The organism is Pseudomonas sp. AC172, assembly GCF_979258595.1.
On sequence record NZ_OZ409868.1, the window covers coordinates 1,017,151 to 1,031,387 of the forward strand.

Consider the following 14,237-nt stretch of genomic DNA (forward strand, 5'->3'; position numbering starts at 1 on the left):
GATCTTTTGCCGGGGCCGTAAATTTCCCCGGCGAGCAAACGTTCTAGCTTGGATAAAGCCTGCTTCATGGCTGACACAGGTAGGGCAATGACGATCTCTCGACGCTGGTTCATGGCAGGCATGGCACTCACGGGCGCCGCGCTGCCTGCCGCTTTTTATGCACATCGTGAGCTGACCCGCGAGGAGTTTCCGATCACCCCGGGCGAGGCCACGGTCGATCTGGCCGATACCGCCGGTCAACAGTTGGCGGACAACCTGCGCGGCATCTGGGATATCCGTTTCAACGGCGCTGCGGCGGGGCTCGATGGCTTGCCACGCGAAGGCCTGGAGCTGTTTCTCGACATTGCCCACCGGGGTCGCGGCTTGCGCGGGTTTCTCGATACCGGTGCCAATCTGCGTTCAGCAGAACCTGCGCGTTATCAAGTGATTGGCGATCTGGCGCCGGGCAACGGCGCCGAATTGTACTGGCGGCTGATGCGCACCGATGCGCCGCACGCGCCGCCGGTCTACGAATTCAAAGTCAAACTCGACGAAGTCTGGGCGGCGTTCGGCAATGCCGGCAGCGGCACGTTCACCGGGCAGGTGCTGCGCCTGGATCGACCGTTGGCGCTGCCTGAGCTGGACAACCATTTCATCGCCATCAAGCGGCGTTTCCCCGAAGCCCGCGAGCGCACCGGGTTGAACCCGACATTGTTGGCGTGGCTGGTGGCGCCGGAACATCGCCTGTTCCACCAGCTCTGGCACGCCAGCCGCGACAAGTGGCACAAGCTCTCGGAAAAAAAACGCGACGCCCTGCGCGGTATTGGCTGGCAACCCGGCCCTCGTGACAAGGAGCGCGATGCCCGTGGGCCGAGCAAGGATCGCAATGGTTCGGGCATCGACTTCTTCTTCATGCACCGGCACATGCTCGGCAAGGCCCGTTCGATGCAGGATCTGCCGTCGTGGCAGGCCTTCCCGATGCCGCAGCCGGAGCTGGAGCGTGACCGCCAGGGCTTCGCCCGCTACTTCGACAACCACGACGGCGATGCACTGCCACCCACCTGGCTGACCGAAGGTGACGACGAGTACACCAAGTGGGTCAGCGACATCAAAGCGGCCGAGACCTACCACAGCAATTTCCAGGTGTGGGAATCGCAGTACCGCGACCCGCGCTACTTGTCGAAACTCTCCCTTGGCCAGTTTGGCTCGGAAGTCGAACTGGGCCTGCACGACTGGCTGCACATGCGCTGGGCGTCGGTCGCGCGGGATCCGTCCAACAACATTCCGGTGCCGATGGCGCGGGATCAGGCGGACTTTTCGGCGCGCTGGTATGCGCCGGAAAACGACTTCCTCGGCGACCCGTTTTCCTCCCATGTGAACCCGGTATTCTGGCGTTTCCACGGCTGGATCGATGACCGCATCGAAGACTGGTTCCGCGCCCACGAGCGCTTTCACCCGGGCGAAGTCAGCCGGCTGGAGGTCAACGGCGTGCCGTGGTTCGCACCGGGGCGCTGGGTTGAGGTCGACGACCCTTGGCTGGGGCCGGACACCCATGGCTGCAGCACCGTGCCGGGGTTGCAAATCGGGCGCTCGGTGGAGATGGACCCGGAAACCATGAAACTGGCGTTGCGCATCACCTTTGGCGATGAAGACAACATGGCTGACCTGTTTCGCAAAGTGCCGCAGCGGCCTTGGTACGCCCGGCATTTGAAAGTGAAAGGGCGGCAACTTTAAGCGCAAAAAAAATCGCAGCCCGGAGCTGCGATTTTTTTTGCCTGGGGATATTGGTTGCCTGATCTGGCGCTTTCGCGAGCAGGCTCGCTCCCACAGGGGCGCCACAGATTCCTGTGGGAGCGAGCTTGCTCGCGAAGGCGTCAGCCCAGTCGATCATTCGCTGTCAGATGACTTGCCAACCCCCGCCCAACGCCTTGTACAGGGCAATGCTGGCCTGCAAGCGCGACAGCCGCAGTTGCACATTCATGTCTTGCGCCGCATACAGCGTGCGCTGGGTTTGCAGCACCGTCAGCAAGTCTTCAGCGCCGGCCTGATAACGACTTTGTGCAATGTCGAACGCGGTCTGCGCCTGACTCAACTCTTCGCTTTGCCACTGACGTTGTTCGTCGAGGCCGCGAATGCTGCTCAGGGCTTTTTCCACGTCGGCAAAACCATTGATGATCGCCCCGCGATAGGACTCCAGCAGTTCGTCCTGACGCGCCTTGGCCTTGTCGCGCTCGGCGCTCAGGCGACCGTTGTTGAAGATCGGCGCGGTCAATCCGGAGGACAGGTTGTAGAACGTGGTGCGCATCAGGTCCGCCGCCAGATCGGCGCCGGTGCCGAGGCTGGCGGTCAGGGTGATTTTCGGCAGCATGGCCGCGCGAGCCACGCTGACGTCAGCCTGAGCCGCTGCCAGCCTGGCTTCGGCGCTGGCGATGTCCGGACGCCGGCTCAGTAGATCGCTCGGCACGCCACTGGCGATATTCGGCCACTGCAATTGTTCGAACGACTGTTGCGGTGAAGGCAAGGCCTGCACCGGTTGGCCGAGCAGGGCGGCGAGGGTGATCAAGGCTTCGCGGGCCTGTTGCTGCACCAGCGGCAATTTGCGCTGCTGTTCGGCCACCAGGCTTTTTTGCTGGGCCAGTTCCAGCGCGGTGGCGCTGCCGGCGTCGAAGCGGGTTTGCACCAGATGCAGGACGTTTTGCGCGTTAGCCAGATTGAGTTCGGCAATCCGCGCCTGTTCGCGCAACGCCAAGGCTTGGGTGTAGCTGCTGGCCACGCCGCTTTGCAGGGTCAGTTCGACGGTGGCACGGTCGAATTCGCTGGCCTGCACCCCGAATACGGCGCTGTCGCGGGCCGCGCGTTTACCGCCCCAGAAGTCGATTTCGTAACTGGCGCTCAACTCGGCATCGTAATAATCCAGCGAGCGATTATCCGGGCTGACGTCGAGTTGGCTGTAGCCTTTGCCGTGCAACAGTTTCTGCCGATTGGCATTGAGCCCAGCCTTGATTTCCGGCAGCAGCGGGGCGCCGGCAATCGTCGCACTGGCCTGAGCCTGTCTGACCCGAGCGACAGCGGCACCGAGGTCATGGCTGCCCAGTCGGGCCTGTTCCACCAGACGATCAAGCTCGGGGCTGCCGAACTGCGTCCACCATTGGCGGTTGCTTTGCACGGCGCCGGGCCAGTCAGGCGATTGCCACGCGGCCGGTGGCTGCACGCCGCTGTCGGGGCGCGGCGCAGGGCTGTTGCAGGCCGCCAGCAACAGGCTGGCAGCAAGGATTGTCAGTGGCGCTTTCATAGATCGATCATTCACTGGTAAGGGCCGTGACCGGGTCGAGCCGGGCAGCCTTGCGGGCAGGCATGAAGCCGAAGAGGACGCCGGTGACCAGCGCGCAGCCAAAGGCGCCGATCACGGCCAGCCATTGAAACGCGATCGCCACGCCGCTGAACCACAGAACGCCGCCGACCAGCATCGCCAGGCTGATGCCGGCAATGCCGCCGACCACCGAGAGCATCACCGCTTCGGTGAGAAACTGGCGCAGGATGTCGCGCTGGCGCGCCCCCGTGGCCATGCGGATACCGATTTCCCGAGTGCGTTCGCGCACCGTCATGAGCATGATGTTCATCACACCGATGCCGCCGACCAGCAAGGAGATGGCGGCAATGGCGCCGAGCATCAGTGACAGCGTGCCTTGCGTGCGCGCTTCGGCCTGAATCATCGCGGCATTGTTGGTCAGTTCGAAATCCTTCTTGCCATTGTGCCGGCGCAGCATTGCCTGTTCGATCGCCTGCTCGGCGTCTTTGACTTTGCGTGCATCCTTGGCGGCGATCACCACGTACTCAGGATTACGGCTGCCGAACAGGCGCGTGCTGGCTGCCGAGTAGGGCACGGCAATGCGATTGTCGCTGTCGGAATCGCCGGAGCTTGAGCCCTTTTCCGCCAGAACACCGAGCACCTGAAACGGTACGTTTTCGATCAGGATGTATTGGCCAATCGGGTCGGCGACATCCTTGAGCAGCTTGTCGCGCACCTTGGTGCCGATCACGGCGACGGCGGCGGCGCTGTCTTCATCGGCTTGGCTGAAGTAGCTGCCCTGGACCACCGGCCAATTGAAAATGATTGGAAAATTGGTGTCGTTGCCACCGACGTAACTGCTGTGGTCGGCATTGCCGAAACGCACGCCGGCGGTCGAGCCGTTGACCGGCATGATGCGTTCCACCTGGGGCAGGGCGGCCAGCTCAGCGACGTCGTCGAGGGTGATGATGCCCGGTGGCGTGCGCGGGTTGGGAGCGGCGCCGCTGAGGTAAATGATGTTGGAGCCGAACGCGCCCATTTGTGCCATGACCTGGCGCTTGCTGCCTTCGCCCACCGCGAGCATCACCACCACTGAGGCCACGCCGATGACGATCCCCAGCAGTGTCAGCGCGGTGCGAAAGCGGTTGATCCACATGACTCGCCACGCCGCTTGCACGGCGTCGACCAGCTCACCTTTCCACGCGCCGGTCTGGGTGCTGCCGGTGCTCAGGCGCTGGCGCAGATCCACTGCTTGCAAGGCGCCGGGGTTGGCGCTGCGGGGCGGGGCTGACGGGTGTTCGGCGGTGTCGCTGATGATCAGCCCGTCACGAATCTCGATGATGCGTTTGGCCCGTTGCGCGACTTCGCGATCGTGGGTGATGAGAATCACCACATGACCCTGACCGGCGAGTTCGTCGAGCAGGGTCATGACCTCGGCGCCGCTGTGGCTGTCGAGGGCGCCGGTGGGTTCGTCGGCGAGAATGATGTGGCCGCCGTTCATCAAGGCCCGGGCAATCGACACCCGTTGTTGTTGACCGCCGGAAAGCTGATGCGGGCGGTTGCCGGTACGGCTGCCCAGGCCGAGCCGCTCCAGCAAGGCGCTGGCCCGGGCGTGCCGTTCGGCGGCCGGAGTGCCGGCGTAGATGGCTGGCATCTCGACGTTTTCCTGGGCGGAACCGGACGGAATCAGGTGATAACCCTGGAACACAAAACCGAACGCTTCGCGGCGCAGCCAGGCCAGTTCATCGGTGTCGAGTCGGGCGACGTCTTCACCGGCGAAACGGTATTCACCGCTGGTAGGGCGGTCGAGGCAGCCGAGGATATTCATCAATGTCGACTTGCCGGAGCCGGATGCGCCGACGATGGCGACGAACTCGCCAGCATGAATCGACAGATCGATGCCGCGCAATACTTCCACCAGCGGGCTGTCATCGCCGCCGTAGGATTTGCGAATCTGCCGCAGGTCAATCAGTGGGGTTTGCATTCAGCCTCCGCTGCCGGTGGCTGGTGCGCTGAGGATGTGATCGCCTTCGACCAGGCCTTCAAGGACTTGTGTGCGCAAGCGGTCGCTGATGCCGGTGCGCACTTCACGCGCCTGGACTTCGCCGTTGGCGGCGACGATCTGCGCCCGTTGCCACTGCGGGCGTGAGCCGGGTTGCAGGGCGGCGGTGGGCACGGTGAGGGTGTCCTGCGCTTGTTGCGCAACAAAAAACACCTGCGCGGTCATGTCGGTCATCAGGCTGTTGTCGGCGTTGTCGACGTCGAGCAACACGGTGTAGAGCACCACGCGTTCGCTGCCGCTGCGACCGCTGGTGGGGCTGCCACCCTGATTCTGTTCGAGGGGGCGCGGCGGCACCGGCAGAATCTGCCGGACGGTGCTACTCCAGCGCCGGCTGCCGCCGCTGAGGGTGGTGAAGTAGGCGGTCATGCCGGGTTTGACGTGGCCGATATCCGCTTCGGAAACCTCGGCCCATACGGTCATTGGCGAGAGCCGGGCGATGCGCAGGATCAGCGGGGTTTGCTGTTGCGCATTGAGCGTCTGGCCTTCGCGGGCGCCGACGGCGACGACCGTGCCGCTCATCGGTGCATAAATGCGCGTGTAGCCAAGCTCCGCTTCGTCACTGCGCAGGCTGGCCTGGGCCTGACGGATCTGCGCCTGGAACATGTCGATGCGTGCCTGTGTCGCGCGGACTTCGGCGCGGGCCGTCTGCACGTCTTCCTCACGGGTGGCGCCACCGGCGGCGAGCTTCTGCTGGCGCTGGTATTTCTGTTGCGCGAGGTCGTGCTGGGCGCGTTGCTCCTGCAACTGCGCCTTGAGGTTTTCGATGGAAAACCGTCCGGCATCCAGTTTGGCTTTTTGCGTGGACGGATCGATCTCTACCAGTAACTGGCCTTCCTTGACCGTGTCGCCAGCCTCGACATGAATCTTCTGAATCTGCCCGGATGCCTGCGCACCGACGTCCACGTAACGACGTGGCTGCAACGTGCCCAGTGCGGTCACGCTGTTTTCGATACTGCTGCGGGTCACTTGCACGGTGGCGAGGGTATCTCGCCCGGGCGGCAGGACTTGCCACGCGGCAACGGCGATCACGGGAATCAGACAAAGGGCGGCGAACAGGGCGCGTCGGGCGGGGCGGGGACGTTTCATGCAGGGATCCGGCCAGTGGGTTCGGCCCGTCATTCGGCTATTGCACAGGCGTGCAGGGGGCGCTGAACGCTGTCGCATGGCACGACAGATACGGGGAGCTGTCCTGTAAACGATGAATGCACAAGGGAATTTAAGCGCTCACACATCATGTAACAGGTGTCCGGACAGGACTATTTGGTCGGGATGTGGAATCAGCTCTTTAAATCTATATGAGAATTACTATAAATTACGCACCTCAAGTTGCCACTATCTTGCTACTGCGGGTTCCGTGGTCGAATCAGTGTGCTCAAGGACAGGAACTGCATCGATGCGGTCGGGAGTCATGTTGGAAAACTACTATCGCGAGCTGGTGTGTTTCCTGAACGCCAAGCTGGGCAACCGTCAGGTTGCCGAAGATGTGGTGCATGACGCTTATGTGCGGGTGCTGGAGCGTTCCAGCGACACGCCGATCGAACAACCGCGAGCGTTCCTTTATCGCACGGCATTGAATCTGGTCATCGACGATCATCGGCGCAACGCCCTGCGTCAGGTCGAATCGCTTGATGTGCTGGACAGCGAAGAACGCTATTTCACCCCGTCGCCCCATGGCACTCTCGATCATGGTCAACGCCTGGAAATGCTCCAGCGCGCACTGGCCGAGTTACCGCCGCGCTGCCGGGAAAGTTTTCTGCTGCGCAAGATCGAAGGTCTGTCCCACCCGGAAATTGCCGAGCACCTCGGAATTTCCAAGGCGTTGGTAGAAAAACACATCGTCAACGCCATGAAACATTGCCGCTTGCGGATCAAACAATGGGACGCCCATTGATCCTTGCTGGTTAAATTTCCGTTCATCGTCCTCGTTCCTACTCAACAGACGACCTGCTGACCTGATTCAGGCCGGTCAGGCCACCCAGGCTTTATCCCCGCGTTGAGGGGTTCATCCAGAGGACACTGGAAATGACACAGGCAATTGCATCGCCCATCGTTCACGACCTGATCGGCGTCGGTTTCGGCCCTTCGAACCTGGCGCTGGCCATCGCTCTGCAAGAGCGCGGCCCGACCCAGGGCGAGCTGGATGTGCTGTTCCTCGACAAGCAGGCCAACTACAGCTGGCACGGCAACACCCTGTCGACGCAGAGCGAGTTGCAGATTTCCTTCCTCAAGGATCTGGTCACCCTGCGCAATCCGACCAGCCCATACTCGTTCGTCAATTACCTCAAGTACCACGGTCGTCTGGTCGACTTTATCAACCTCGGCACCTTCTATCCGTGCCGCATGGAGTACAACGACTACCTGCGCTGGGTCGCCGGGCAGTTCACCGAGCAGAGCCGTTACGGCGAAGAAGTGCTGACCATCGAGCCGGTGCTGCACAACCATCAGGTTGAAGCGCTGCGCGTGATTTCCCGTGGCAGCGATGGCCAGCAGCATGTGCGCACCACCCGTTCGGTGGTGGTCAGCGCCGGCGGCACGCCGCGCATTCCGGAGGCGTTCAAGGCGCTGAAGGGCGACAGCCGTGTGTTCCACCATTCCCAATACCTCTCGCAAATGGCCAAGCAGCCGTGCGTGAACAATCAGCCAATGAGCATCGCGATCATCGGTGGCGGGCAGAGCGCGGCGGAAGCGTTCATTGACCTGAATGATTCGTTCCCGTCGGTGCAGGTCGACATGATCCTGCGCGGTTCGGCCCTGAAACCTGCGGACGACAGCCCGTTCGTCAACGAAGTGTTCTCGCCGGAGTTCACCGACCTGGTGTTCCAGCAGAACAGCGCCGAGCGTGAGCGTCTGGTCAACGAGTACCACAACACCAACTATTCGGTAGTCGACATCGACCTGATCGAGCGCATCTACGGCATCTTCTATCGTCAGAAGGTGTCCGGGGTTGCCCGTCATGCGTTCCGCACATTGACCACTGTCGAGAGCGCTACCGCGACCGAAAACGGTATTGAACTGGCCGTGCGCAACAACGCCACCGGCGAAGTCACCGTGCGCAATTATGACGCTGTTGTTTTGGCCACCGGTTACGAACGGCAGATGCACCGCAAACTGCTGGCACCGCTGGAAGAGTACCTGGGTGACTTCGAGGTTGATCGCAACTACAAACTGATCACCGACGAACGCTGCAAGGCCGGCATCTACATGCAGGGCTTCTGCCAGGCCAGCCATGGTCTGAGCGACACGTTGCTGTCGGTGCTGCCGATTCGTGCGGATGAGATTGCCGGCTCGCTGTACGAGCATGGCAAGAACCGTGGGCATCGTTCGATGGCGGATCTGCTGTTGGCGACTGCCAGCTGATTTTTTAGCGCCTCACATACCGCTTTCGCGAGCAAGCTCGCTCCCACAGGGGATTTTCAGTGAACACAGATTCTGTGTCAGATGAAGATCCAATGTGGGAGCGAGCTTGCTCGCGAAGGGGCCGTCAAAAGCACCCTGAAATCCGAATCCTGAACCCTTCCTGAACATCCCCAACATTCCCCGACGCACTGCCTTTTGCGGGTTTACTCTCCAGGCATCGGGGCGTAAGCTTCGCGCGTTTTCATCAATAGCGGAGACCCACAGTGGGTACTTGTTCGAGTGACAGTTGTCGGCCGGTCTCGGTAACCGGCAGATTCTCGGCAAGATAACGCGCAGACTTTCTCTGTCGTTGTCTCGCCGTAAAAGCGAGCAGCGGCATCCCGTGCATGACCCGTCCGTGGTCATGTCTAGACGTCCTTCTCATCGACGCTGAACAGAGCGTGATTTCGACTGCACAGTCGTGATCGCAGCCCTATCGACACGCCCGTCTTTTCTGACCGGCGCGCCAGGCCTTGCCGTGCCGGTTTTTCCGGCGGACGAGGCGCGGCCGTACCTGCTTGACGGTTTCCCGGCTGACCATAGGGGCAACAGCCATGAAACTTACGCTCAAGGAATTCTTCGCAGGTTTTCTGCGGACCCGCCACATCGCCCGGCACTTCCGTCGCCTGGCACTGCTGGAATCGATCAACGACACCACGGTCAGCCGTGAAGTCCCACCCACGCTGGCCAACACCCTGGTCGATGCCGCGCATTGCGACAGCGGCGTATTGCTGTCTTCACTCGGCACGCACTCCGATGGCCTGACCGATTTCGAAGTCGATGCGCTGCGTGCGCAATACGGCCTCAACGAAGTCGAACACGAGCAGCCGCTGCCCTGGTGGATTCACCTGTGGCACTGCTACAAAAACCCGTTCAACCTGCTGCTGACCCTGTTGGCGGTGATCTCGTGGTTGACCGAAGACCTCAAGGCCGCTGTGGTGATTTTCTCCATGGTGGTGTTGTCGACGTTGCTGCGTTTCTGGCAGGAGAGCAAATCCAACCAGGCCGCCGATGCGCTCAAAGCCATGGTCAGCAACACCGCCACCGTCATGCGCCGAGACGCGCCACGCGCCGAATTGCCGATCAAACAATTGGTGCCGGGCGACCTGATCGTGCTCTCGGCCGGTGACATGATTCCCGCCGATTGTCGCGTGCTCAGCGCCAAGGATCTGTTTGTCAGTCAGGCGGCGATGACCGGTGAATCGATGCCGGTGGAGAAGTTTCCGTGTCAGACTGATCGCGACACGCGCAATCCGCTGGAGCTGGACAACATCCTGTTCATGGGCACCAACGTCGTGTCCGGTACCGCTGTGGCAGTCATCCTGACCACCGGCAACAGCACTTATTTCGGTGCGTTGGCCCAACGGGTTGGCGCTACCGATCGCGCAGTGACTTCGTTCCAGCAAGGCGTCAACAAAGTCAGCTGGCTGTTGATCCGTTTCATGTTCGTGATGGCGCCGCTGGTGCTGTTCATCAACGGTTTCACCAAGGGCGACTGGACTGAAGCACTGCTGTTCGCGCTGTCGATTGCCGTCGGCCTGACGCCGGAAATGCTGCCGATGATCGTCACCTCGACGCTGGCCAAAGGCGCGGTGTTTCTGTCGCGCAAAAAAGTCATCGTCAAACGCCTCGACGCCATCCAGAACTTCGGCGCCATGGACGTGCTGTGCACCGACAAGACCGGCACGCTGACCCAGGACAAGATCTTCCTCGCGCGCAATGTCGATGTCTGGGGCGCAGATTCCGACGACGTGCTGGAAATGGCTTACCTCAACAGCTACTACCAGACCGGCCTGAAAAACCTGCTGGATGTCGCGGTACTGGAACACGTGGAAATCCACCGTGAACTGAAAGTCGGTACCGCGTTTCGCAAGGTCGATGAGATCCCGTTCGACTTCAATCGTCGGCGCATGTCGGTGGTGGTTGAAGGGCGAGGCCAGCCGCATCAACTGATCTGCAAAGGGGCCGTGGAAGAAGTGTTGGCGGTGTGCAGCCGCGTGCGTCATGGCGATATCGATGAAGCCTTGAGCGATGAATTGCTGACCAGGATTCGTCAGGTCACCGCAGCATTCAACGCTGAAGGCTTGCGCGTGGTGGCCGTGGCCGCTCGCTCGATGCCCGAAGGTCGCGAAGTTTATAGCCTGGCCGATGAACAGGAACTGACGCTGATCGGTTACGTGGCGTTCCTCGATCCACCGAAAGAAAGCACTGCGCCCGCGCTGAAAGCCTTGGCCGAACATGGCGTGGCGGTGAAGGTGCTGACCGGTGACAACGAACTGGTCACCGCGAAAATCTGCCGCGAAGTCGGGTTGGCGCAACAAGGCCTGCTGCTGGGCAACGACGTCGAACGCATGAGTGATGCCGAGCTCGCGGTCGCCGTAGAGACCACCAATGTCTTCGCCAAACTGACGCCGTCGCACAAGGAGCGCATCGTACGCATCCTCAAAGGCAACGGTCACGTGGTCGGTTTCATGGGTGACGGCATCAACGACGCACCCGCGCTGCGCACCGCCGACATCGGTATTTCCGTGGACAGTGCGGTGGACATCGCCAAGGAAGCGGCCGACATCATCCTCCTGGAAAAGAGCCTGATGGTGCTGGAGGAGGGCGTGCTCGAAGGGCGGCGCACCTTCGCCAACATGCTCAAGTACATCAAGATGACCGCCAGTTCCAACTTCGGCAACGTGTTCTCGGTGCTGGTGGCAAGTGCGTTTATTCCGTTCCTGCCGATGCTGCCGATGCACCTGTTGGTGCAGAACCTGCTCTACGACATTTCGCAGATCGCCATTCCGTTCGATAACGTCGATGAGGAAATGCTGAAAAAACCACAACGCTGGCAGCCGGGCGACGTCGGCCGCTTCATGCTGTTCTTCGGCCCGATCAGTTCGATCTTTGACATCACCACGTTCGCCTTGATGTGGTACGTATTCGATGCCAACACCCCGGATCACCAGACCCTGTTTCAGTCCGGCTGGTTCGTGGTCGGGTTGCTGACCCAGACGCTGATCGTGCACATGATCCGCACGCCAAAGATTCCGTTCCTGCAAAGCCGTGCAGCCACGCCGCTGCTGGTCATGACCGGGATCATCATGGCGGTCGGCATCTTCCTGCCGATGGGGCCCCTGGCGCACTACTTCAAACTGCAGGCGCTGCCTTCGCTGTATTTCGTGTTCCTGCCGGTGATTTTGTTGGCGTACATGGCGCTGACCCAGGCGGTAAAAGGCTTCTACATCCGCCGGTTCGGCTGGCAATAACAGCACTGCAAAACTATTTCCCCCCTGTGGGAGCGAGCCTGCTCGCGAAAGCGGAGTGTCAGCCACTACAGCTGTGACTGAAAAAACGCCTTCGCGAGCAGGCTCGCTCCCACAGGGGGCTCTGTGTTCGCAAGGATTTCATCATGCAAGCCATCAACAACCTCAACCTCGATTCGCTGCTCGATACCCTCGTCAGCCTCAGCGCCGCGTTCATCCTCGGCGGCCTGATCGGTTTCGAGCGCCAATACCGGCAACGCACCGCCGGCCTGCGCACCAACGTACTGGTCGCCGTCGGCGCGGCGATTTTCGTCGACATGGCCAACCGTCTCGCCGGTGCCGAAGGCGCGGTGCGCGTGGTTGCCTACGTGGTCTCCGGCATCGGCTTTCTCGGCGCCGGGGTGATCATGCGCGAAGAGGGCAACGTGCGCGGCCTCAACACCGCCGCGACCCTATGGACTTCGGCGGCGGTCGGCGCCTGTGCCGGTGCCGATCTGCTTGCCGAAGCGGTACTCGGCACGCTGTTCATCCTCGCCGCCAATACCTTGCTGCGGCCGATCGTCAACAACATCAACCGCCAGCCACTGGACGTGGTCTCGGCGGAAGTCACCAACATCGTCTACGTCATCGCCCGGCGCTCACAGCAAACCGCCGTGTTCGCCTTGCTCGAGGCCGAGCTTGAGCGCAGCAACTACCCGGCCAGTGATGTCGATGTGCATGCGTTTGGCGCCGATGAAATCGAGATTGAAGCGACACTGGCGACAACGTCGGTTGATGGCGATGAACTCGACGCACTGGTAGCGCGGATTTCCACATCGGCGCTGGTAGTGCAGGCGTTCTGGAGTCCTAGCACTACTGAATAAAAGGACTACTGAATAAACCGCGCTTCATCTTCCAGGGGTTCAGACGGTCATTAAAGCGTCGAGTGATGGTCAGGCTCGGTGAGCCTGCGATCAATAACAGTGTTTTTCGGAATATTCCTACAGAACCCACCACGGAGCTTGCGTAGTCTTGCCGCACCCAGAAACCGTGACCCCGGGAGACTGACAATGATCAATAAAGCCCTGCGCATCCTGATCGCCGACACGCAGCATTTCCACCGAATGAAAATCGAGCGCGTGTTCAACAGCCTCGATTACTACCGCGTGGCTCCGGCACAGAGCCTCACTGAATTGCTGACGCTGGTGGACTACGGTTGCGAGCCGTTCGATGCGGTGGTCATCAATGCCGAACTGGCCGCAGGCTCGCTGGATCTGCTGGGTTTTTTCCTGGATAACCCGCAGGTTCGTCAGGCGTTGGTCTACAACGAATCCACAGCGCCGTTACAACAGGCCTCGGGTTTCGCCCAGGAAAATGTGCAAGTCAGCCATTTGACACTGCCCTCAAAACAATCGATCAGTCAGTTGATGGCGTTGGTCGATACACCCGCGAGGCGGCAACTCTTGTCAGCCTGCCAGCCACACTCAACGGTAAAAATCGCTGCTCATGCATAAAAAAACACTGGCTGCAACTGTCAGGTCTGACAGGTGATGTGCCCGCCGTTCCATGTAACAGTCCCTGCGCAGCCACTGAGTCTGGATCAGCCCCCATCGGTGGCCTGTTCGTCAGACTTTGCACCGGGAGTGGCCATGAAGTCAGCGCTGATCGTCGACGATCATCCAGTGGTGCGCGCCGCCATCCGGATCGTGTTGCAAGCCTTGGGATTCAAGCAGATCCACGAGGCGTCCCAAGGCAACGAGGTGGTTTCGCTCATTCGGGAACACCAGCCTCGATTGGTGATACTCGATCTCAATTTGCCGGTACTCGGCGGGCTGGAGGTTCTTGCCCGGATCAAGGCCAATGATTTTGCTTGCCGCGTGCTGGTGTTCAGCACGCACGAACCGATGTTCTATCAGGATCGCTGCGTGCGGGCCGGGGCCATGGCTTACGTAACCAAAACCAATCAACTGGAGCAACTGCGCAACGCCATTCGGGCGGTGATGTCGGGCCATACCTATTTCTCCTCGCTCCCGGAAAGTTTCAGCACGTTGAATGCCGTGCAAACCACCGAAAAACAGATGATCGATCAGCTTTCCGACCGTGAGTTGAGCATTTTCCAGCAATTGGGGCAGGGCAATACCAACAAGGCGATTGCAGCGGACATGCACTTGAGCCACAAAACCGTCAGCACCTATAAAACCCGGCTGATGAAAAAACTCGGGGTCGGCTCAGCGGTGCACTTGCGCGATTTCGCCAAGCGCAATCATGTGATCTGAGCGAT

Annotated in this window: 10 protein-coding genes; 7 read left to right on the forward strand and 3 right to left on the reverse strand. The window is 60.8% G+C overall.

Going from position 1 to position 14,237, the window contains the following annotated elements; translation table 11 throughout:
- The first annotated feature begins 87 nt into the window (after window positions 1-87).
- Window positions 88-1,713 carry a pyoverdine maturation tyrosinase PvdP gene (gene pvdP, locus ACZ0A4_RS04625; RefSeq protein WP_463573287.1) on the forward strand — a complete coding sequence of 542 codons (1,626 nt, stop codon included), beginning with the start codon at window positions 88-90 and terminating at the stop codon, window positions 1,711-1,713.
- A 163-nt stretch (window positions 1,714-1,876) separates the two neighbouring features.
- Here the strand turns inward: pvdP and ACZ0A4_RS04630 are convergent, their stop codons facing one another.
- From ACZ0A4_RS04630 to ACZ0A4_RS04640, 3 genes are read right to left on the reverse strand one after another with little or no spacing between them, the layout of a single operon-like run.
- Window positions 1,877-3,271 (reverse strand): efflux transporter outer membrane subunit, encoded by a 1,395-nt coding sequence (locus tag ACZ0A4_RS04630; protein ID WP_463573289.1) that lies wholly within the window; start codon window positions 3,269-3,271, stop codon window positions 1,877-1,879.
- Between the two features lie 7 nt (window positions 3,272-3,278).
- Window positions 3,279-5,252: a MacB family efflux pump subunit gene (locus ACZ0A4_RS04635; protein WP_463573291.1), complete on the reverse strand. Its 1,974-nt coding sequence runs from the start codon at window positions 5,250-5,252 to the stop codon at window positions 3,279-3,281.
- Window positions 5,253-6,416 (reverse strand): efflux RND transporter periplasmic adaptor subunit, encoded by a 1,164-nt coding sequence (locus tag ACZ0A4_RS04640; RefSeq protein ID WP_463573293.1) that lies wholly within the window; start codon window positions 6,414-6,416, stop codon window positions 5,253-5,255.
- Window positions 6,417-6,738: 322 nt separating this feature from the next.
- On the opposite strand from ACZ0A4_RS04640, the gene ACZ0A4_RS04645 reads away from it, so the two are divergent.
- The 6 genes from ACZ0A4_RS04645 (at window position 6,739) to ACZ0A4_RS04670 (ending at window position 14,232) form a co-directional block, all read left to right on the forward strand.
- Entirely contained in the window at window positions 6,739-7,221 is a 483-nt protein-coding gene (locus ACZ0A4_RS04645) for a sigma-70 family RNA polymerase sigma factor (RefSeq protein WP_042704912.1), read from the forward strand.
- A gap of 131 nt (window positions 7,222-7,352) precedes the next feature.
- Complete coding sequence (locus ACZ0A4_RS04650; RefSeq protein WP_463573295.1) at window positions 7,353-8,687, forward strand: lysine N(6)-hydroxylase/L-ornithine N(5)-oxygenase family protein; 1,335 nt, start codon at window positions 7,353-7,355, stop codon at window positions 8,685-8,687.
- 593 nt (window positions 8,688-9,280) lie between these two features.
- The gene (gene mgtA / locus ACZ0A4_RS04655; RefSeq protein WP_463573297.1) at window positions 9,281-11,980 is read left to right on the forward strand and encodes a magnesium-translocating P-type ATPase; all 2,700 of its coding nucleotides are present in this window, start codon (window positions 9,281-9,283) and stop codon (window positions 11,978-11,980) included.
- Between the two features lie 143 nt (window positions 11,981-12,123).
- On the forward strand, window positions 12,124-12,840 hold the full coding sequence (locus tag ACZ0A4_RS04660) for an MgtC/SapB family protein (RefSeq protein WP_007913384.1): 717 nt from the start codon (window positions 12,124-12,126) through the stop codon (window positions 12,838-12,840).
- A 186-nt stretch (window positions 12,841-13,026) separates the two neighbouring features.
- On the forward strand, window positions 13,027-13,470 hold the full coding sequence (locus ACZ0A4_RS04665) for a chemotaxis protein CheY (protein WP_463573299.1): 444 nt from the start codon (window positions 13,027-13,029) through the stop codon (window positions 13,468-13,470).
- A 135-nt stretch (window positions 13,471-13,605) separates the two neighbouring features.
- Window positions 13,606-14,232: a response regulator gene (locus ACZ0A4_RS04670; protein ID WP_463573301.1), complete on the forward strand. Its 627-nt coding sequence runs from the start codon at window positions 13,606-13,608 to the stop codon at window positions 14,230-14,232.
- The last annotated feature ends 5 nt before the right edge of the window (window positions 14,233-14,237 follow it).